The following is an 18983-nucleotide window of genomic DNA, read 5'->3' as shown; positions in this document are numbered from 1 at the left end:
GTGTCGCTCGCCCGATGACGAAGCCAAGCGCACCGGTGGGCGCTTGGCTTCGTGCAGGTGGCCAGCGTCCGCGCGCACGCACCCGCCAGGTGGCACACGCGCGGTGGCGGGGTGGTCAGGCCGTCCAGCCGCCTTCCGGGCGGTCGAACCAGACGTGGACCTGGCCGGTGCCGGTGGCGTTCTCGTAGTCGGACAGCTTGCGGCCCGGCGCCCGGCAGTCGCGTCCGCCGATCGCCGCCGCCATCGCCAGGTAGTGACCGAAGCCGCCCTCGGGGTTGTGGGGGTGGTAGGCGTCCATCTCGTCGATGATCCGCGCGTGGTCACCGGCCTCCATCCAGGCGATCCGCTCCTCGTCCGCCGCGCGCGCCTCCGGGGTGATGATGTGGGCGGGGTCGCTGGCCTCGTGCTCGGGCAGGTTCTTGAGCCGGTGGAAGGTGTGGCTCATCCCGCCGCTGGCGAGCACGACCGCGCGTCGGTCGCTGGCGGCGACGGCCTCGCCGATGGCCCGGCCCAAGGTGAGGAAGTCGTCGTCGTCGCCGGTCTGCACGATCGAGATCGACACGACCTTCTCGCCCTGGTGCAGGTAGTGGACCAGGTTGACGGTGGCGTAGTAGACGGGCAGGTACGGGTCGTCTATTGCGGTGGTCGGCGTCCCGAGCGCGTTGCCGTGCTTCTCGATGAGCAGCGCCAGTTCCCGGTCGCCGTCGTAGTCGTAGGGCACCTGCTTCATGCCCCGCGGCAGCTCCGACGAGGTCATCTTGCCCTCACGGTGCTCGTGTGCCGACACGACGTGCTCGACGGTCGTGAACCAGTGGGTGTCGAGGATCACGATGGTGTCGGGCTGCAGCTCGTCCAGGATCTCCTTGCGCAGCCGCACGAGCCCGGGGACGAGGGAGATCTCCTGGCCCTCGTTGAGTTCGCGGCGCGTCGGCTCGTCGAACATGATGGTGGGCGCGTGCGAGATCAGGCCCGCTCCGACGATCTCACCCATGGCTTGCTCCTCCCTGCTCGGTGACGGTCGCCGGCCTGCCGGCGCCGCGGCTTGCTCTGGTCGTGTCGCTGGGTCGCTGTCAGCGGCTCGTCGTGGCCGGCTCGTCCTGGCCGGCTCGTCCTGGCCGGCTCGTCGGGTGTTCAGTCGTCGTAGGAGTGGACCGTGGTCCCGCCGACGAACGTCGCCCCGACCTGCCGGTAGTACGCACCGATCATCTCGCGCGGCGCGAGCCGCCCGAACTCCTCGCCGGGCACATCGAACAGCGTCAGGTCCGCGTCGCCCACGTACACCGGTCCGGCGTCGACGTCCACGGTCTTCATCGTGACCAGTTCGTGCAACGACGGCGGTGCCTGCGCGCCCTCGATGGCCGGCAGGAACCGGGTGTGCAGCATCGCGTGGCTGTTCACGAAGCCGCCCTGGTCCGCGGTACCGGTGATGGTGAAGCGCGCCTCGGCCAGCCGGCGGTCGTAGGCGGCCAGGGTGGCGCCGAAGCGGCCGCCTGGTTCCAGCCGGGGGCCGGCCTTGCCGTAGGCGACCGGCCGCGTGAGGTGGATGGACCCGAGCTTCTTCGGATAGCCCTGGTAGTGCCCGCGCACGAGCGCGTAGTCCTTGTCGACCCAGATGTAGACGCAGCGCGAGACGTGCTCGCCCTGGTAGCGACCGCGGACGACGAAGAACACCTCCTTGTACTGCGCCCGGACCGGGTCGAGCAGCTCGTCGAAGGTGTCGGAGCACGACTGCCAGTCCGCCCACACCAGCGCGACCGCGCCGGGGTCGTCGGCGGGTTCGATCGGGTCGGGCAGCAGTTCGATCACCCGCTCCGGATCGGTGCGGTACTCGATCGTCAGCAGGTCGCCGCTGTAGTGCCAGGGCGGCGCCGGCAGGATCGACGACCGCCCGGTCGCCGTGCGCGGAAAGACGAATCCCTGCAACTCGGCCACGTGTGCTCCCTCACCCGCGTGCGGTTCCGGCCGGCCGAGGGCACGCGTGCCCGAGCCAACCGTTCGGTCCCGAACGATAGACGAACGCGCGGTCGGGCGCGACCCCCCGACGGCCGACTACCGTTCGGAGCCGAACGACACGAGCGACGGGAGTGGCGAGGAACATGGAGACACGGCGGATCCTGCTGGCGGGCGCGGCCACGACGGTGGTGCGCGAGGGCGACGAGTTGGTCGCCGGCGACGGCCGTCGCGTCCCGGTCGCGCAAGCCGTGCACCTGCCCCCGGTCCTGCCGTCCAAGATCCTGTGCGTGCACCTCAACTACCGCTCACGCGTCGAGGAGTTCGGCACGACCCTGCCGCCGGCGCCCACCTACTTCCACAAGCCGGTGTCCGCGCTCAACGGCCACGAGGGTGACGTGGTGCGTCCCGAGCGCTGCCAGTGGCTCAACTACGAGGGCGAGATCGGCATCGTCATCGGCCGGCACACCCGCAACGTCACCCAGGCGCAGGCCTGGGACCACATCGCCGGCTACACGGTGGCCAACGACTACGGCCTGCACGACTTCCGCGACACCGACGCCGGCTCGATGCTGCGTGTGAAGGGCTCCGACACGCTGTGTCCGCTGGGGCCGGGGATGGTGAGCGCCGACGCCTGGGACCCGCGCGACGGGATGCGCATCCGCACCCTCGTCAACGGCGAGGTCAAGCAGGACGGCAACACCGCGGAGATGGAGTGGGACATGGCCTACCTCGTGGCCGATCTGGCCCGCACCATCACCCTCGAGCCCGGCGACGTCGTGCTGTCGGGAACGCCCGCCAACTCCCGACCGGTGCAGCCGGGCGACGTCGTCGAGGTCGAGGTCGAGGGCCTGGGCACGCTGCGCAACCGCATCGTCACCGGCCCGACGGCCATCCGCGACGAGGTGGGCGCCCAACCGACCGAGTCCGAGGAGGTGCGCTCGACCGCGCTCGGGGGAGACTGGGAGTTCCGGGGTATCCGCGCCCCACGGAAGGGCTGACCATCGCACTGATCCGCCGCTGGACCGTCGTCGACGCCTCGCGAGGCGGTCCCCGGCGGGTGCTGCACAGTCGCGAGACCGCGGACGCGGCCCGGCCCGGCGTCCGACCGCTGGTGCTCGTGCACGGCTCGGGCACCACCTCGAGGTACTTCCGACCACTCCTGAACGCCCTCGACGGCCGTCTGCCCGCCGTCGCGTTGGAGCTGCCCGGTATCGGTCACAGCCCGCCGACCGAGGTGCCGACCGACGTCGCCGGGCTGGCCGACGTGCTCGCCGACTGGCTGCGCACGACCGGCCGGCACCCGACCACGGTGGTCGGCAACTCGATGGGCTGCCAGGTCGTCACCGACCTCGCCATCCGCCATCCCGAGCTGGTCGGGCACGTCGCGCTGATCGGCCCGACGGTGGACCGCCACCGGCACGGGTTCTTCCGGCAGGCCGGGCGGCTGCTGCTCGACGCGACCCGTGAGCGCCCCTCGCTGGTCGCCACCGCCGTCACCGACGGCCTGCTCACCAACCGCCTGGCCGCGATCACGTACGTGCGAGCAGCGCTGCGCCACCGGTTGGACCGACGCCTGCCGCTGGTGCGCCACCCGGTCCTGATCGTCCGCGGCGAGCGCGACCCGATGGTCGGCCGGCGCTGGGTCGAGGAACTGGCCGCCATCACCCCCGACGCCCGCCTGGTCGAGCTGCCCGGCGCGGCCCACGGCACCCACCATGGCCGACCGCACGGCGTCGCCGACCTGCTGGTCGCGTTAGCGTCACCCGACCGACGGGAGGCGGACGGCGATGACCAACGGGGAACGGCGGCTGGGATCTGACGCGTACGACGAGCGCGGACGCGTGCGCAAGAAGCACTACGAGCGGGAACTGGCGCGGCTGCAGGTCGAGCTGGTCAAGCTCCAGCAGTGGGTGCGGGAGACCGGCCACCGGGTCGTCGTGCTGTTCGAGGGCCGCGACGCCGCCGGCAAGGGTGGCGCCATCGAGCGCATCGCCGCCAAGACCAACCCCCGCATCGTGCGCACCGTCGCGCTGGGTGTGCCCAGCGACCGCGAACGCACCCAGTGGTACTTCCAGCGCTACGTCGAGCAACTGCCGGCCGCCGGCGAGATCACCCTGTTCGACCGCTCCTGGTACAACCGCGCCGGGGTCGAGCGGGTGATGGGGTTCGCGACCGAGGAAGAGGTCGCCGAGTTCTTCCGCACCGCGCCGCAGTTCGAGCAGATGCTGCAGCGGGCCGGTATCCAGCTCATCAAGTACTGGTTCTCCGTCAGCGACGAGGAGCAGGAGCGCCGCTTCCGCGCCCGGGCCGAGGACCCCGTGAAGCGCTGGAAGCTCTCCCCCATGGACGTCGCGTCGTGGGAGCGCTGGGAGGACTACTCGCGCGCGAAGGACGACATGTTCGCGCACACCGACACCGACGCCTCGCCGTGGTGGGTCGTCGACGGCGAGATCAAGCGCAACGCGCGGCTGAACTGCATCGCGCACCTGCTGGAGCAGATCCCGTACGAGGACGTGACCGGCGAGCAGGTCGACCTGCCGCTGCGGCCGCCCGCCAGCCACGCCGACCGACCCCCGATGGAACAGCAGCGCTTCGTGCCCAGGCGCTACTGACGGGCGGCGCCGCGCACGTCACTCGCCGGCGGCACGTCACCCGCCGGCGGCACGTCACTCGCCGGCGGCACGGGCCTCGTCGATGGTGCGGTCGTCGATCACGCCGACGGCGGCGACCAGCGCCACCACCATGACGCCGGCCGCGGCGAACCACGGTGCCCGCAGGCCGAACCCGCTGGCGATGGCCCCGCCGAGCATGGACCCCACCGGGATCGCCCCCCAGCCGAGGAAGCGGTAGACGCTGTTGACGCGCCCGAGCAGCTCGTCGGGGATGATCGACTGCCGGAGCGACACCGTGATGACGTTCCAGAGCACGGCCGTGAGGCCGAACAACGCCTGGGCGGCCACCACCAGCCAGACCGTGTCGGCGACGCCGATCGCGGCCGGCACGAGGATCGCGGACACGAGCGTGGCCCACAACGTCCGGGCGCGCCCGAAGCGGGCGACGACACGCTCGGCGACGAGGCTGCCGAGGAAGGACCCGGCCGCGCCGGCGGTCAGCAGCAGTCCCCAGCCGAAGGCGCTGAGGCCGAGGACCGACTCCTCGCCGACGGCGAACAGTGCCAGGATGGCCATGCCGAACGCGGCCGTGCCGTTCATGGCCGCGAGCAGGATCGCGAGCGTGCGCAGCAGTCGATGGCGCCACAGCCACCGCAGACCCTCGGCGATCTCGTGGCGCATCTTCGGCGCGGACGTGGCGTCCGGCGCGGGGACGGACGTGAGACGGTCACCGGTACCGGGGACGGCTGCGGTCGGATCCGCCCCCGGTGCCAGTTCGGTCGGGCTCGTGACGGCCTCGCCATCCGCGGCCCAGGTCGGTTCGGCCACCTCGGCGGCCTCGGCGGCCTCGGTGGCACCGCGCGCGACCGTGCGCCGACGGCGGAAGTCGCCGGTCATGGCCGCGATCAGCGCGGCGGAGACCAGGAAGGTCCCGGCGTCCAGGAGGATCGGCAGCGCCGCCGCGACACCGAACAGAAACGCGCCCAGCGGCGGTCCGGCGAACTGGTTGGTGACGATCTCGCCGGCGAACAGGCGCCCGTTCGCCTTCTCGAGGTGCTCACGGGGAACGACCGCCGGCATCAGTGCCTGCGCCGCGTTGTCGAACAGCACCTCGAAGGTCCCGAGCCCGAGCGCGACCACGTACAGCAGCCAGATCGAGGCCGTGCCGGTCAGGACCGCGACGCCCAACGCGCCCATGAGCAGGAAGCGGACCGCGTTGGAGACCACCATCAGCTTGCGCCGGTCGACCCGGTCGGCGATCGCCCCGGCGTGGAGGCTGAACATCAGCCACGGCAGGCGGTTGGCCGTCGCAACGCCCGCGAACAGCAACGGGTCGCGCGTGAGGGCCTCGGCGAGCAGTGGCAGCGCGGCGTTGTCGATGCCGTCGCCGAGGTTGGAGACCGTCGACGCGGTCCACAACTTGACGTAGTCGCGCCCGAGACGCCGGTCGGCCGGCGGTGCCGCCGGCGCGTCCGAGGAGGTCCGGCTGGTGTCCGACACGCGCCCGCTCCGCCTCCGCAGCCAACCACCATGGTTGGCCGCCGTGGAGTCTGGCACATCGATGGGCATTTCTCCATCGATGTGCGCTTCCCCACCGCATGGCTAGCCTGGGCGCATGGAGCGACGCGAAGCGACGCCCGACGAGGTACGGGCCCTGGCCAATCCGCTGCGCCTGCGGATCCTGCGGTTGTGCAACCGACAGCCGCGCACCAACCGCGAGTTGGCCGACGAGCTCGGCAAGGATCCGGGCACGGTCCTGCACCACGTCCGGGTGCTGGTCGACACCGGGTTCCTGGCGGCCCAGCAGGTGCGCAAGGGCGCGAAGGGGGCGCTGGAGAAGCCGTACCTGTCGACGGGCAAGTCCTGGCGGCTGTCGTTCCCCCACACGGCCGTCGACGAGCCCGGCTGGTACGACGCCGGGCTGGAGGCCTTCCGCGAGGAGCTGTACGCCGCCGGCCCGGACGCGCTGGCCGGCGGCGCGCGGTTCGACCTCTACCTCGACGACGCCTCGTTGGCCGAGTTCAACGCCCGGATCACGCAGGTCGTCGAGGAGTTCATCGACCGCGAGGACCCCGATGGTCGCTGGTACGGCGCGTTCTGGGGCCTGCACCGGATGCCGGGCCGTGGCGCACCGCGGGAACGGCCCATGGGGGGCACCTCGGACGCGGCGACCGGCGACTAGCCCGTCGAGCCGTCGAGGATCTGCAGGGTCTTCAGGTCGGCGTGGAACTCGAGCGCGAAGTGACCGCCCTCGCGACCGATGCCGGAGATCCGGCACCCGCCGAACGGGGCGGTGAGGTCGCGGACGAGGAAGGTGTTGACCCACACGGTGCCGGCCCGGACGGCGCGGCCCACGCGCTCCGCACGCTCGCGCGAGCCGGTGTAGACGATGCCGGACAGCCCGTAGTCGGTGGAGTTGGCCAGCCGCACGCCCTCGTCCTCGTCGGCGAAGGTCTGGAAGGTCAGCACGGGGCCGAACACCTCGCGCTGGACGATCTCGCTGTCGTTGGACGCGGGCTCGACCAGCGTGGGCTCGTAGAACAGGCCGCCGTCGGGACGGACCCGGCCGCCGCGGACGACGCGGTCACCGTTGTCCCGGGCCCGCTGCACGAAGCCGTCGACCCGCGCGAGGTGGTCGGGGTGGATCATCGGCGTGATGGTGGTGTCGTCGGCGCGGCTGTCACCGAGCACGTGCGTGTCCACGTAGGCGTGGAACCGCTCCAGGAACGCCTCACGGATCGAGTCCTGTACCAGCAGTCGGGTGCCGGCGAGGCAGACCTGGCCGGAGTCGTCGTACTGCCAGGCGGCCTTCTTCGCGGCCGCGTCGAGGTCGGCGTCCTCGAAGACCAGCAGCGGTCCCTTGCCACCGAGCTCGGCGGTGAACGGCACGATGTTCTCCGCGGCGGCCCGCCCGATGTGGCGGGCGGCCTCCGGCGAACCGGTGAACGAGATGCGCCGCACCCGCGGGTCGGCCACCAGCGCGGCCCCGACCTCCTCGCCGATGCCCTGCACGACGTTCAGCACACCCGGCGGCATGCCGGCCTCGTCGGCGAGGTCGGCGAGGATCGAGGCCGACAGCGGTGACCACTCGGCCGGCTTCAGCACCACGGGGTTGCCGGCCGCGAGCGCCGGGGCCATCTTCCAGGTCGAGAGCATCCACGGCGCGTTCCACGGCGTGATGATCACGGCCGGGCCGGCCGGCATGCGGATGACGCGGTTCTCCGTGCCCTTGGACGACCAGACCCGCTCCTCGTAGCCGGCCGCGAGGTCGGCGTAGTTGCGGAAGTTCTCCGCGCCGCGGTGCACCAGCCGTTCGCGCAGGCTCTGCAACCGCATCGCCATGTCGACGGTCTCCACCTGTGCGACGCGTTCGACGTTGGCGTCGATGACGTCGGCCAGGCGGTGCAGGTGCTCGGCCCGTTCCTTGGCGCTCAGCGCGGCCCACGCGGGGAAGGCTTCCTCCGCTGCGGTGACGGCATCGCGCGCGGTGGACGCGTCCCCGCGGGCGACGTCGGCGAGCTTCCAGTCCCAGTCCAGCGGCGAGCGCACCTCGAAGGTGGACGCGCTGCCGACCCGGCGCCCGCCGATGTAGTGCTGCGTCGCCACCTCGACGCCCGCGACCTCGATCCGGTGCTCACTCACGACGTTCCTCCACGTGCGACGTACGGATTCGGGTTCCCGGCCCCGGTCGGTTGCCACGCGCGGGTTGCCTGTGGGGGCACGAGGAGCGCAGCGACGAGACGGGGGACCCAGGATGGGTTGTGGCTCGGTACGGGTTCCCCGGTGAGCCTGCCACGCGCGGGTTGCCTGGGGGACAACGAGGAGCGCAGCGACGAGACGGGGGACCCAGGATCGAAGTCAGTGGAAAGGCAGGTACTCGCGCAGTTCCCAGTCGGTGACGGCGGCGGCGAAGCGGTCCCATTCCGCCCGCTTGATGACGAGGAAGTGGTCGACGAGGTCCTTGCCCAGCGCGTCGGTGAGCACGGTGTCCTCCTCGAGCGCGTCGAGGGCCAGACGCAGGGAGTCCGGGCAGTGCTCGGTCGCGTCGGTGGACTCGAGGCAGTCCTGGGTCTCCGCCGGTGGCGGGGTCAGGTCGTGCTCGACGCCGAGCCGGGCGGCCTGCAGCACGGTGGCGGCGGCGAGGTGGAGGTTCGCGGCGCCGTCGGCCATGCGGTGCTCGAGCCGCAGGCCGGCCCCGCGCTCGGGTGAGATCCGCACGGTCGTGCCGCGGTGGTCGTAGCCCCAGTTGTTCCAGTAGCCGGACAGCTGTCCCGGCCGCAGCCGCTTGTAGGCGTTGACGGTCGGGGCGAGCAGCGCGGTCATCCCGCGGTGGTGCTCGATGAGCCCACCAATTGCCTGGTGGGCGAGCTTGGACAGGCCGTCCTCGGCGGTCTCGTCGTTGAGGGCGTTGTGGCCGTTGACGTCCTCGAAGGAGACGTTGACGTGCAGGCCGGAGCCGCCGCGGTCGCCGAGCGGCTTGCCCATGAAGGTCAGCAGCAGCCCGTGACGGGTGGCGATCTCGCGAGCGAGGACCTTGAACAGGAAGGCCTCGTCGCAGGCCTTGAGGGCGTCGTCGTAGTGCAGCGTCAACTCGAACTGCGGGATGTCGTACTCGGAGTTGATCGACTCGATCGGCAGGTCGGCGTCGGCGGCCTCGCGCATGATCTCGTCGAGCAGCCCGATCGGGTCGACGGCCGTGCCGGTGCCATAGACGTAGCCGCCCGGGGTCTCCCACGGGGTCCAGCCACCCTCGCCATCGGGCTGCAGGATGTAGGCCTCCAGCTCGATGCCGACCTTGGCCTTGTAGCCCAGCGCCTCCCAGTCGTCGATGGCGCGACGAAGCGCGTGGCGCGCGGACATCGCGACCGGCTCGCCACGGAACCAGATGTCGGCGACGGCGACGCCGGTGTTGGGCTCCCAGCCCTTGCGGACCTGGTCGAGCTCGAACGTGGCGTGCAGGTCGGGCAGGCCCTCGAGCATGCGGGTGCCGGGCGCGGGGGTCATCTCCCGGTCGTAGCCGAGCGCGAACAGGGCCATGCAGTGGAAGGCGCCCTTGTCGGCGTAGCGGATCGGCAGGTACTTCCCGCGCGCCAGGCCCAGGTGGTCGGGCCACAGCACGCGGATCCGGTCGTAGGTGTCCATGCGGCTCTCTCTCCTGCCCCGCGGCCCTCCCCGGTCGCGGAGCCATTCGTCCCGTTCGCCTGCCCGCCGGCTAGCGCAGCGTGACCTCCAGCGGCAGGTGCTTGATCCCACTGATGAAGTTGGAGCGCAGCCGCTCGATCGGTCCGGCCACCCGCGCCGACGCGAGCCGCGGCAGCAGCTCCTCCATGGTGACGCGAATCTCCAGGCGCGCCAACCACTCCCCGATGCACCGATGGGGACCACCGCGTCCGAAGGCGAGGTGCTCGTTGGGGTCGCGGGTGACGTCGAACCGGTACGGGTCGGGGAACTGGGCCTCGTCGAAGTCGCCCGAGATCCACCAGAGCACGACCTTGTCGCCGGCCTTGATGGTGCGGCCGTGGATCTCCACGTCGCGGGTGGCGGTGCGGCGGAAGTGCATGGTGACCGACGACCAGCGCAGCATCTCCTCGACCGCGGTCGGCATCAGCTCGGGGCGTTCCTGCAGCAGCTGCAGCTGGTCGGGATGGTCGAGCAGGGCGAGCAGGCCGGCCGCCATCGAGTAGCGGGTGGTGTCGTTGCCGGCGGCCACCATCAGGGTGAAGAAGTTGTTGAACTCCAGGTCGGTCAGCGGCTCGCCGTCCATGGTGGGCGCGAGCATCTGGCTGACGACGTCGTCCTCGGGCGCGGCGCGGCGGGCGTCGGCGAGCCGCTGGGCGTACTCGAACAACTCCACGCCGGAGGGGCTGCGGAACGGCATCAGCCGGAACGCCTCGGTGTCGGTCTGGTCGACGACGTGGGCGGTGAACTCCGGGTCGGTGTTGCCGATCATGGCGTCGCCGTGGGCGACGAGCCAGTCGTAGTCCTCCTCGGGCGCGCCGAGCAGCCGCCCCAGCATGCGCAGCGGCAGCTGACGGGCGACGTCGACGGTGAAGTCGAAGTGCCGGCGCGGCAGCACCTCGTCGAGCAGCTCGGTCGCGAGCGCCCGGATGGCGCCCTCGTAGCTGGCGACCATGCGGCGGGTGAAGCCGCCCTGCACGAGCCGGCGCAGCCGGGTGTGCTCGGGCGGGTCGAGCTCCATCATGGTCTTGCGCGCCTCGAGCTCCTCCTCGTCCATCTCCTCGAGGCGGATGCCCTTGGACGAGGTGAAGGCCTTGAAGTCGCGGTTGAGGTCGACCAGGTCGCGGTAGCGGGTGATGGACCAGAAACCGCTGCCCTCGCGCTCCTCCCACCAGCTGACCGGGTCCTCGCGGCGCAGCCGGTCGAAGGTGCCGTGCGGCACGCCGGCGCGGTAGACGTCCGGGTCGGTGAGGTCGAGCCAGCGGTCGCCGAGGAACGGCGCGACGCCGGGCGGGGTCGCCTGCGCGGTCGTGGTCTGCAGCGTCGGCGTCGTCACGGCGCGTCTCCTCCCGAGTGCCTTGCGGCCTGCACCCAACTCCCGACCCGCGACGGTAGCAGACCGTTCGGGTCCGAACAGTTGCCGGGTTAGACTGTCCGACCGGCGAGAGGAGCGCTCCCGTGCGTGCGTTGTTCATCCAGCACGATCCCGGCTCGCAGCCCGGGCTGGTCGGCCGCGCGCTGGCCGAGCGTGGGTTCGAGCTCGAGCTGCTGCCGATCGGCGGCTCGATCCACGACGCGACCTACCACGGCCCGTTCCCGCGCGCCCGCGAGTTCGACCTGCTGGTGCCGCTGGGCGCGATCTGGTCGGTCTACGACCATCGCGCCGTCGGGACCTGGATCCAGCGGGAGCTCGACCTGCTGCGCGAGGCCGACCGCGAGGCGGTCCCGGTGCTGGGCATCTGCTTCGGCGGCCAGGCCCTGGCGGCGGCCCACGGCGGCGAGGTGAAGGCGGCCGACCAGGCGGAGATCGGCTTCACCTCCGTGCGCACCGAGGCCCCGCAGTTGGTCCCGCCGGGCCCGTGGATGCAATGGCACCACGACGTGTTCACCGTCCCCGACGGCGGCGAGGAGCTCGCCCGCAACGAGGTCGGTCCGCAGGCGTTCCGGCTGCGGCGCAACCTCGGCCTGCAGTTCCACCCCGAGGTCGACGCCGACATCGTCGCCAGCTGGCTGGAGATGGGCGGCGCGGCGGCACACGCCGACCTGCAAGCCGCCACGGGCGCCGACCTGGACACGCTGCTGGCGATCGCCGCCGCGGAACGCGAGCGCTGCGAACGCGACGTGGCGACGCTCGTCGACGGCTTCCTGGCCGAGGTCGCCGGCGTCTGAACATCGGCGGCGGACCAGGGCGTCAGGTCGTCCCGGTCGTCGGCCGCTCGAGCCAGTCGCGCAGCCGATCCAGCACGTACTGCACGTGGTGCCGCCGCGTGCGGTGCGAGAGAACCGCCAGCCGCAGCACGACCCGCCCGTCCAGATGGGTACTGGACAGGCGCACCCGTCCCTCGGCGTTGAGGTGGGCCAGGGCCGCGTCCTGGGCGGCGTCGTCGCCGGGCACCCGGAAGCCGACGATGGACAGGTCCGGCGGCCCGCACGTGGTCACGCCCGGCATGGCCGCCAGCTCGTCGTGTGCCCACGCCGCCAGGTCGAGGTCGGCGTCCAGTGCCTCGACGAACGGTGCCAGCCCGTGGAGCTTCAGCGGCAGCCACAGCTTCGCGCCGCGCCACTCGCGGGTCAGCTCCGGGGTCAGCTCGGCCAGGTCCGGGAGCTGGTCGGCGTCGGGCAGGTCGCGCAGGTAGTCGGCTTCCTCACCGAAGGCGTCGACGAGCGCGCGCCGGTCGCGGACGACCACGGCCCCGGTGCCGAACGGCAGGAACAGCGACTTGTGCGGGTCGAGGGTGATCGAGTCTGCCCGCTCGATGCCCGCCAGCCGCGCCCGTCCCCGCTCGGTGAGTCGGAAGAACCCGCCGTAGGCGCCGTCGACGTGCAGCCACACGCCGAGGTCGGCGGCCAGGTCGGCCAGACGTCCGAGGCAGTCGACGGCGCCGAAGTTCGTGGTGCCGGCGGCCGCCACGATCGCGGTCGGGACCAGCCCGTCGGCGCGGTCCTGCTTGACCATCACCCGGACGGTCTCCACGTCGAGGCGCAGACCGTCACCGGACGGGCACACACGCACGTGCTCGGGCAGGATCCCGATCGTGCGGGCCGCCTTGCGCACCGACGCGTGGGCCTGCTCGCCGACGTACACGGTCGCCAGCTGCGGCCGGCCCGGCGCGTGACGTTCGCGGGCGGCGACCAGCGCGGTCAGGTTGGCCATCGACCCGCCGGAGAGCAGCACGGCCTGGGCGCCCTCGGGCATGCCGAACAACTCGCACAGCCAGCGCAGCACCCCGACTTCCAGCGCCACCGCCCCCGGCGAGGGCGCGTGCAGGCCGGTGTAGCGGTTGCCGGCGCTGGCCAACAACTCCCCGATCGCGGCGGTCAGCAGCCCGCTGCCGGGGATGTAGGCGAGGTGGCCGCCCGTGCGGCTCTCGTGGCCCTGGGCGATGGCCTCCATCAGCGTGGCCAGCGCGGCCTCGATCGGCTGAGCTTCGCCAGGACGGTCGGCCAGCAGCCCGGCCACGAACGCGGGATCGGTGGGCGTCCCGGCGACCGGCCGGTCACCGACGCCGTCGAAGAGTGCGGCGACGAGCGTGCTGGCGCGCGTGAGCAGCGCCTCGGCCTGCGCCGGATCCGGGTCCAGCGGCAGGCCGCGACCATAGGCGGGCTCGTCGGCGGCGGAGGACGCCTCGGGCACGGGTTCACCTCGCGTGCGGCGATACCGCACGAGCCTAGACAGTGCGCGCACGTCGTCACCTGACCGAACGACGCGCGCGACAGATCGCGCGGCGAATGCGGTTATCGTGAGCATCCTGTCTCGCACGCGACCGGGGATTCGAACGAGTGTCGTTCCAGGCCGATGACGTGGATCTCGAGCTGCTCGCGCTGCTGCGCGACGACGGACGCGCCTCGGTCACGGCGTTGGCCGAGCGGCTGCACCTGTCGCGGTCCGCCGTGCACCAACGCCTGGAGCGGCTGCGCGAGGCCGGTGTCGTGCGGGGCTTCGCGCCGGTCGTCGACAGCCGCAGGCTCGGGCTGGGCGTCGCGGCCGTCGTCCTGCTCTCCGCCGGCCCCGGCACGACGCTCGACTGGGAGACGGTCCGTGCCGGCCTGCTGGCACTCCCGCACGTCGAGTACGCCGCCCTCATGACCGGCGAGGCCGACGTGCTGCTGATGGTGCGCGTCGCCGACTTCGAGGAGTTGCGCGGTTTCCTGCTCGAAGAGATCCGCCGTCTCACCGGGGCCCGCGGCACGCTGACCTCCCTCGTGCTGGACGAGGTGGTTCGCCGGCCGTTCCTGCTACCCGGGGACTGACGGCGCCGTCGCGCCGGGCGGCGGCACCGACGGAGGTGGCGTGGACGAACGCAGCGGCGGCCGGCCGCCCTCGACGGCGGGTGGAGGCGGGGGCGGGACGCTCGTCGTCGTGGCCGGCGGTGGCGACGGTGCCGTGCGGGCCGCGGCCGGCGTCACCAGCACGCTGGAGGAGCGGGGGGCGTCGCCCGGGCGCTCGGTGGGAAGGCCGCGGTCGCGGACGTGCTCGGTGACCATGCGCACGAACCGCCGGGCGGTGCCCAGCGTGCGCATCGTGACGGGCACCGTGTAGGGGTCGCTGGCCGCGGCGAGCTCTGACGGCGGGCTGGTCGTGCCACCCACGGCGGAGACGTGGAGCCAGCCGGGTTGCCCACGCGTGGGCTTGCGCAGGTCGGCGCCGCGGATGCGCGCCAACTCAACGTGGGTGACCACCGGCTCCTGGCGGGTCACGACCTGCTTCGTGATCGTGACGACGCCCTGCTCGACCCGCAGCTCCGCGTGCTCGGCCTGCAGGACGTGGCGGCTGCGTTCGAGCCGCGTTGCTGCGCTCATGCCGGATGCCTCCCGGGACGGCAGTCAGCGAGTCAACCGGCTTTCGTGTCCTCCCCGCGGCGACCGAACGGGCGGGTCAGGTGGGAACTTCGCGGCGGCGACCGGCCAACAGCAGCAGCCCGAGGACGCCGGCCGCCGCGACGAGCCCCAACGCCGGTTGCCAACCCAGCGACAGCAGGCCAACGCCGGCCCCCACCAGCAGCACCGCCTGCAGCAGCCCGGTGATGGTCCCCGCCCAGTGTCGCCCGCGCCACAGCCCCCCGGCGCAGACCAGGGCCAGGGCCACCACGCCGAGGAGCATGGTGGCGCCGACGCTCAGCACGCCCACCGCCGAGGGGTCGGGCGCCGCGGCGGTGCCCCACTCCCGCAGGACGGCGAAGGTCACGAACACGGCGAAGCCCACGGCGGCAGCGGCCTGCACGAGGAGCAGACCGACCAGCGCAGCCACCGCGGGCGAGCGGCGCTCAGCCACGCCGAGGCCCGACCCGTGGCGCCGGCCCGAACGCGCCGCCGGCCGGGGACGGGACACCGGGCGGACGCCGAACCCGGGCCGGTGACCGCGAGCGCTCACAGGGCGATCCAGGTCGTCTTCAGGTCGACGAACTTGTCGATGGCGTGCAGCGACTTGTCGCGGCCCGTCCCCGACTGCTTCATCCCGCCGAAGGGGACGCTGAGGTCACCCTCCTCGAAGCAGTTGACCCAGACGGTCCCGGCCCGGATGGCGCGGGCGGCGCGGTGCGCGGTGGCCAGGTCCCGGGTCCAGACGGAAGCGGCCAACCCGTAGACCGTGCCGTTGGCGAGGCGGACGGCGTCGTCGACGTCGTCGAAGGGCAGCACGCTGAGGACCGGCCCGAAGATCTCCTCCTGGGCGATGCGCATGTCGGGACGCACGTCGGTGAACACCGTCGGCTCGACGAAGGTGCCGCCGGTGTCCTCCAGCGTCCGGGCGCCGCCGAGCCGCAACCGGGCACCCTCGTCGCGACCGACGTCGACGTAGTCGAGCACCCGGCGCAACTGCGTGTCGTCGACGACCGGGCCGATCTGGGTCGCCTCGTCGAGCGGGTCACCCACCCGCCGGGCGGTGATGGCGTCCAGGACCTGCTGCACGAACTCGTCGTGCACGTCGCGCTGCACCAGCAGCCGCGAGGCCGCGGTGCACATCTCGCCCTGGTTGAACGTGATGCCCCAGGCGGCGGTGGCGGCCGCGGCCGCGAGGTCCGGGGCGTCGGCGAACACGACGTTGGGGGTCTTGCCGCCGAGCTCGAGGTAGACCCGCTTGAGGTTGGAGTCGGCGGCGTAGCGCAACAGGTGCCGGCCCACCTCGCCCGAGCCGGTGAACGCGAGCACGTCGACGTCGTCGTGGCGACCCAGTGCCTGTCCGGCGTCGGGGCCGAGCCCGGGAACCACGTTGAGCACGCCGTCGGGCAGGCCCGCCTCGAGCGCCAGCTCCCCCAGCCGAAGGGCCGACAGCGGGGACTGCTCGGCGGGCTTGAGCACGACCGAGTTGCCGACCGCCAGGGCGGGCCCCAGCTTCCAACCGGCCATGGTGAGCGGGAAGTTCCACGGCACGATGGCCCCGACGACGCCGACGGGTTCGCGGGGTGATCATCGCGAGCTCGTCCGGGCCGGTCTGCGGCAGCTCGTCGAGCAACTTGTCGGCCAGTTCGGCGTACCAGGTGAGGGTCTTGACCAGCGCGGGTACCTCGATGGCCCGGGCGTCACTGATCGGCTTGCCCATCTCCAGCGAGATGGTGAGAGCGAGCTCGTCGGCGTGCTGCTCGACGAGGGCGGCGAGCCGCAGCAGGACCTGCCGGCGGTGCGAGGGCCGCGCACGGGACCAGCGGCCGTCGTCGAAGGCGGCGCGTGCGGCGACGACCGCCCGGTCGACGTCCTGCGCCTGGCAGGCGGCGACCTCGGCCAGGACGCGCCCGTCGCGAGGGCTGACCGCCGGGAAGGTCGCCCCGCTGACCGCGTCGTGGAGCGCGCCGTCGATCACCGCCCGGCTGCGCAGCGTGGTGCGGGTCGCGAGCTCGTGCCAGTCGGTGGTCGCAGCGGTCACACGGTTCTCCGGGGCAGGTGGTCGGAAAGGTCGCTCGCCGGCGAGGGGTCCGGGCGCAACGTCTCGGGCGCGACCGGCAGCCGGCGGTGCAGGACGCGGACGGTAGCCAGCAGGGCGGCGGTCTGGTCGGCGGCCAGGCGCACGTAGCTGCCGCTGGGCGGGAAGGTCGTGCGCACGTACGAGCCGCCCATCAGCTCGAGGGTCGCGCGCCACCGGCCCCGAAGGGGTTCGACGGTGAACCGGGTGAAGTCGAGCGGCAGACTGGCCGCCTGCAGCTCGCCGTCCGCGAGCAGCTGGTCGCGCAACGAGACGCCGACGAGCTGGTCACGCCCCTTCACGCTGGCGCGCAGGCCGGTGCGGCGGACGTTGCCGGTGTGGCGGAACGTCACCCGCACGTCGGCCGTGGTCGCCGGACCGTCGAGATGGAAGGCGCTGACCTGCAACTGCAGCAGGCGGCGACGCTCCTGACGAACCTCCCACCAGCACAGCGGCCCGGCGTCCGTCTCGAGCAGGGCGTGCGTGGCGTCGACCGGGCGCAGCCGACAACCGTCCAGGTCGCCGGCCACCCGGTCGCGCAGGTCGGTCGGCCTCATACGGCGCCGGCTTCCTCGCGGACGAAGTCCTCGGGCTCGACCGGCTCGAACAGCGGCTTCTTCGTCTTGACGACCGTCTGCCAGACCGCGAACAGTGCCGTCAGCGCCAGCATGCCGAAGAACCGCAGGTAGACGTCACCGCGGCTGATGCCGGGCGGCGCGATGTACCAGATGGTGACGAGCATCCCGAGGCTGGCCAGCACCTGCGGCACCGGGAACCAGGGCGTGCGGAACGGTCGCGGCAGGTCCGGGCGCCGGGCGCGGAGGCGGATCACCGAGATGTTGACGAGGATGTAGGCGAACAGCCACGCGCACACGCCGGCTAGGATCAGCACGATGATGGAGTCGATGTCGCCCTGGATGTAGATGGCGTGGGCCGCGGGGATGACGACCGCGAGCGCGATCCCGGCCCACGGGGTCTTGTAGCGGGGGTGCAGCCAGCCGAAGACGGGCGGGAAGGCGTTGTCCTTCGCCATCCCGTACAGGATGCGCGGGATGCCGGCGAGCAACGTGTTGATGGTCGCGGCGGCGGCGAAGAGCACGGCGAGGGCCAGCCACCAGCGCCCGAACGTGCCCAGCACCTCCTGCGCGAACGTCGGGATCGGCAGCGGGGTCTCGAACAGCAGGACACCACCCTCGAGCTCTTCGTTGGGGACCTGTCGCAGCACGGCCACGCCGTACAGGACCATCGCGGCCGCGACGGCGGTGAGCCCCAGGAACATGGCACGCGGGATCGTGCGAGCCGGCTCGCGCAGCTCGGCGGCGAGGGGTGTGACGAACTCGACACCGACGAACAGGAACATGGCCAGGCCGACCATGGACAGCACGGCCGTCAGGTCGTTGCCGACGAGCGACTCGCCGAAGAAGCCGCCGGTGTCCACCGTCGCCGCGCGGAGCACGCCGAGCAGGCCGAAGACGACCAGCGTGACCCACATCACCGCGGTAAGGGCGACCTCGACGGCGCCGTAGAGGCGGATGCCGAGTGCGTTGACGATCCCGAAGACGAGCAGCAGCCCGACGCCGACCACCCAGGACGTCTCGGGCGTCAGCCCCTCGAGGAACGGGAAGTTCACGCTGGCGAACAGTCCGGCCGCCGCGGTCTCGGCCGTGCCAGCGAACAGGTGGACCACGAGGTAGGCGACCAGCGTGCCGGTCACCCCGAAGAACCGACCGAGGCCCGAGGCGATGTAGTCGTAGACGGAGCCGGCCAACGGCATGACGCCGGAGGCCTCCGAGAAGCTCATGGATTGGAAGATCATGAGCACGTAGGCGATCAGGATCGCGATCGCGAACACGACGCCGCCGACGCCGAACCCGGTCGTGGCCGTCAACAGCACCGACGAGGCGATGATGAGCCCGACGGCCGTCGCGAGTGCCGTCGGGAACCCGACGGCGTTGGCCTCGAGCCGGGGGCCGCCGCCCGACTCGGAGCCCCGGACTGCAGCACGCTTTCGTGCCATGGTGGCACTCCTCCCACGTCCCGTACGCACTGCCGGCCCGTCTCCCCTGGGCCGGCCTCGCGAGAGCATACGCAAATCGTTCGGATGCCAACGATGATTCGGGGACCAATGCCCCGGTGACGCCACCGCCGATGCCGTGGCGGCGCACGCGGCCGCCCGCGGGCGGCGCGATGTCGGCCGCCCGGAACGGGACGCCCGGAGGCGGGCCGGATGGAGAAACTCGGCTTGTCCGCGGCGCGGCGGCTGGGTGCCGGACGTGTGGACGTCGGCGCGGTGCGAGCAGGCTGGTGGAATGCGTTGAGGCCGCCCGGTGGGCGGCCTCAACGTT

At 72.3% G+C, this 18983-nt stretch carries 17 protein-coding genes and 1 pseudogene; 6 read left to right on the top strand and 12 right to left on the bottom strand.

The window, feature by feature from the left end; translation table 11 throughout:
• Nucleotides 1–115: 115 nt before the first annotated feature.
• Together ACERM0_RS21390 and ACERM0_RS21385 are read right to left on the bottom strand one after the other, a co-directional pair.
• A complete protein-coding gene (locus ACERM0_RS21390) occupies nucleotides 116–991 on the bottom strand; it encodes a catechol 1,2-dioxygenase (protein ID WP_373680671.1) in 876 nt (291 codons plus the stop codon).
• A 140-nt stretch (nucleotides 992–1131) separates the two neighbouring features.
• A complete protein-coding gene (locus ACERM0_RS21385; RefSeq protein ID WP_373680670.1) occupies nucleotides 1132–1932 on the bottom strand; it encodes an acetoacetate decarboxylase family protein in 801 nt (266 codons plus the stop codon).
• Nucleotides 1933–2096: 164 nt separating this feature from the next.
• On the opposite strand from ACERM0_RS21385, the gene ACERM0_RS21380 reads away from it, so the two are divergent.
• The 3 genes from ACERM0_RS21380 to ppk2 are packed head-to-tail and all read left to right on the top strand — an operon-like array spanning nucleotide 2097 to nucleotide 4565.
• Entirely contained in the window at nucleotides 2097–2951 is an 855-nt protein-coding gene (locus ACERM0_RS21380; RefSeq protein WP_373680669.1) for a fumarylacetoacetate hydrolase family protein, read from the top strand.
• Between the two features lie 59 nt (nucleotides 2952–3010).
• Complete coding sequence (locus tag ACERM0_RS21375) at nucleotides 3011–3772, top strand: alpha/beta fold hydrolase (RefSeq protein ID WP_373680668.1); 762 nt, start codon at nucleotides 3011–3013, stop codon at nucleotides 3770–3772.
• On the top strand, nucleotides 3741–4565 hold the full coding sequence (gene ppk2, locus ACERM0_RS21370; protein WP_373680667.1) for a polyphosphate kinase 2: 825 nt from the start codon (nucleotides 3741–3743) through the stop codon (nucleotides 4563–4565). The genes ACERM0_RS21375 and ppk2 overlap by 32 nt, the downstream gene beginning before the upstream one ends.
• Nucleotides 4566–4619: 54 nt before the next feature.
• Here the strand turns inward: ppk2 and ACERM0_RS21365 are convergent, their stop codons facing one another.
• Nucleotides 4620–6065 (bottom strand): MFS transporter, encoded by a 1446-nt coding sequence (locus tag ACERM0_RS21365; RefSeq protein ID WP_373680666.1) that lies wholly within the window; start codon nucleotides 6063–6065, stop codon nucleotides 4620–4622.
• A gap of 115 nt (nucleotides 6066–6180) precedes the next feature.
• Between ACERM0_RS21365 and ACERM0_RS21360 the strand changes: the two genes are divergently transcribed.
• Nucleotides 6181–6747 (top strand): ArsR/SmtB family transcription factor, encoded by a 567-nt coding sequence (locus ACERM0_RS21360; RefSeq protein ID WP_373680665.1) that lies wholly within the window; start codon nucleotides 6181–6183, stop codon nucleotides 6745–6747.
• Here the strand turns inward: ACERM0_RS21360 and ACERM0_RS21355 are convergent.
• The 3 genes from ACERM0_RS21355 to ACERM0_RS21345 all read right to left on the bottom strand — a co-directional run bounded on the left by ACERM0_RS21355 (nucleotide 6744) and on the right by ACERM0_RS21345 (nucleotide 11079).
• Complete coding sequence (locus ACERM0_RS21355) at nucleotides 6744–8207, bottom strand: aldehyde dehydrogenase (RefSeq protein ID WP_373680664.1); 1464 nt, start codon at nucleotides 8205–8207, stop codon at nucleotides 6744–6746. The genes ACERM0_RS21360 and ACERM0_RS21355 overlap by 4 nt on opposite strands.
• A gap of 216 nt (nucleotides 8208–8423) precedes the next feature.
• On the bottom strand, nucleotides 8424–9707 hold the full coding sequence (locus ACERM0_RS21350) for a glutamine synthetase family protein (protein ID WP_373680663.1): 1284 nt from the start codon (nucleotides 9705–9707) through the stop codon (nucleotides 8424–8426).
• A gap of 70 nt (nucleotides 9708–9777) precedes the next feature.
• Nucleotides 9778–11079 carry a cytochrome P450 gene (locus tag ACERM0_RS21345; protein WP_373680662.1) on the bottom strand — a complete coding sequence of 434 codons (1302 nt, stop codon included), beginning with the start codon at nucleotides 11077–11079 and terminating at the stop codon, nucleotides 9778–9780.
• Between the two features lie 122 nt (nucleotides 11080–11201).
• Between ACERM0_RS21345 and ACERM0_RS21340 the strand changes: the two genes are divergently transcribed.
• Nucleotides 11202–11912 carry a type 1 glutamine amidotransferase gene (locus tag ACERM0_RS21340; RefSeq protein ID WP_373680661.1) on the top strand — a complete coding sequence of 237 codons (711 nt, stop codon included), beginning with the start codon at nucleotides 11202–11204 and terminating at the stop codon, nucleotides 11910–11912.
• Between the two features lie 22 nt (nucleotides 11913–11934).
• Here the strand turns inward: ACERM0_RS21340 and ACERM0_RS21335 are convergent, their stop codons facing one another.
• Complete coding sequence (locus tag ACERM0_RS21335) at nucleotides 11935–13377, bottom strand: aspartate aminotransferase family protein (RefSeq protein ID WP_373680660.1); 1443 nt, start codon at nucleotides 13375–13377, stop codon at nucleotides 11935–11937.
• Nucleotides 13378–13523: 146 nt separating this feature from the next.
• Here ACERM0_RS21335 and ACERM0_RS21330 point away from each other — a divergent pair, with 146 nt between their 5' ends.
• The gene (locus ACERM0_RS21330; RefSeq protein ID WP_373680659.1) at nucleotides 13524–13994 is read left to right on the top strand and encodes an Lrp/AsnC family transcriptional regulator; all 471 of its coding nucleotides are present in this window, start codon (nucleotides 13524–13526) and stop codon (nucleotides 13992–13994) included.
• Here the strand turns inward: ACERM0_RS21330 and ACERM0_RS21325 are convergent.
• From ACERM0_RS21325 to ACERM0_RS21305, 5 genes and pseudogenes are all read right to left on the bottom strand, one after another.
• Nucleotides 13980–14543: a hypothetical protein gene (locus tag ACERM0_RS21325; RefSeq protein ID WP_373680658.1), complete on the bottom strand. Its 564-nt coding sequence runs from the start codon at nucleotides 14541–14543 to the stop codon at nucleotides 13980–13982. The genes ACERM0_RS21330 and ACERM0_RS21325 overlap by 15 nt on opposite strands.
• A 76-nt stretch (nucleotides 14544–14619) precedes the next feature.
• Nucleotides 14620–14991 carry a hypothetical protein gene (locus tag ACERM0_RS21320; protein ID WP_373680657.1) on the bottom strand — a complete coding sequence of 124 codons (372 nt, stop codon included), beginning with the start codon at nucleotides 14989–14991 and terminating at the stop codon, nucleotides 14620–14622.
• A gap of 119 nt (nucleotides 14992–15110) precedes the next feature.
• Nucleotides 15111–16602, bottom strand: a pseudogene (locus ACERM0_RS21315) (aldehyde dehydrogenase).
• The gene (locus tag ACERM0_RS21310; RefSeq protein ID WP_373680656.1) at nucleotides 16599–17195 is read right to left on the bottom strand and encodes a DUF3156 family protein; all 597 of its coding nucleotides are present in this window, start codon (nucleotides 17193–17195) and stop codon (nucleotides 16599–16601) included. Before ACERM0_RS21310 ends, ACERM0_RS21315 begins: the two are co-directional and overlap by 4 nt.
• Nucleotides 17192–18655 carry an APC family permease gene (locus ACERM0_RS21305; RefSeq protein WP_373680655.1) on the bottom strand — a complete coding sequence of 488 codons (1464 nt, stop codon included), beginning with the start codon at nucleotides 18653–18655 and terminating at the stop codon, nucleotides 17192–17194. Before ACERM0_RS21305 ends, ACERM0_RS21310 begins: the two co-directional genes overlap by 4 nt.
• Nucleotides 18656–18983 lie beyond the last annotated feature (328 nt).

Source organism: Egicoccus sp. AB-alg2, assembly GCF_041821065.1.
In the GTDB taxonomy this organism is placed as follows: Bacteria; Actinomycetota; Nitriliruptoria; order Nitriliruptorales; family Nitriliruptoraceae; genus Egicoccus.
Note: the sequence above shows the minus strand (reverse complement) of the source record. Positions and strands in the feature narration are given on the sequence as shown.

What these genes read in the sequence shown, in the direction of transcription:
- ACERM0_RS21310 (WP_373680656.1), bottom strand. Translation starts at nt 17,195, where the DNA reads ATGAGGCCGACCGACCTGCGCGACCGGGTGGCCGGCGACCTGGACGGT.
- ppk2 (WP_373680667.1), top strand. Translation starts at nt 3,741, where the DNA reads ATGACCAACGGGGAACGGCGGCTGGGATCTGACGCGTACGACGAGCGC.
- ACERM0_RS21390 (WP_373680671.1), bottom strand. Translation starts at nt 991, where the DNA reads ATGGGTGAGATCGTCGGAGCGGGCCTGATCTCGCACGCGCCCACCATC.
- ACERM0_RS21305 (WP_373680655.1), bottom strand. Translation starts at nt 18,655, where the DNA reads ATGGCACGAAAGCGTGCTGCAGTCCGGGGCTCCGAGTCGGGCGGCGGC.
- ACERM0_RS21350 (WP_373680663.1), bottom strand. Translation starts at nt 9,707, where the DNA reads ATGGACACCTACGACCGGATCCGCGTGCTGTGGCCCGACCACCTGGGC.
- ACERM0_RS21380 (WP_373680669.1), top strand. Translation starts at nt 2,097, where the DNA reads ATGGAGACACGGCGGATCCTGCTGGCGGGCGCGGCCACGACGGTGGTG.
- ACERM0_RS21325 (WP_373680658.1), bottom strand. Translation starts at nt 14,543, where the DNA reads ATGAGCGCAGCAACGCGGCTCGAACGCAGCCGCCACGTCCTGCAGGCC.
- ACERM0_RS21360 (WP_373680665.1), top strand. Translation starts at nt 6,181, where the DNA reads ATGGAGCGACGCGAAGCGACGCCCGACGAGGTACGGGCCCTGGCCAAT.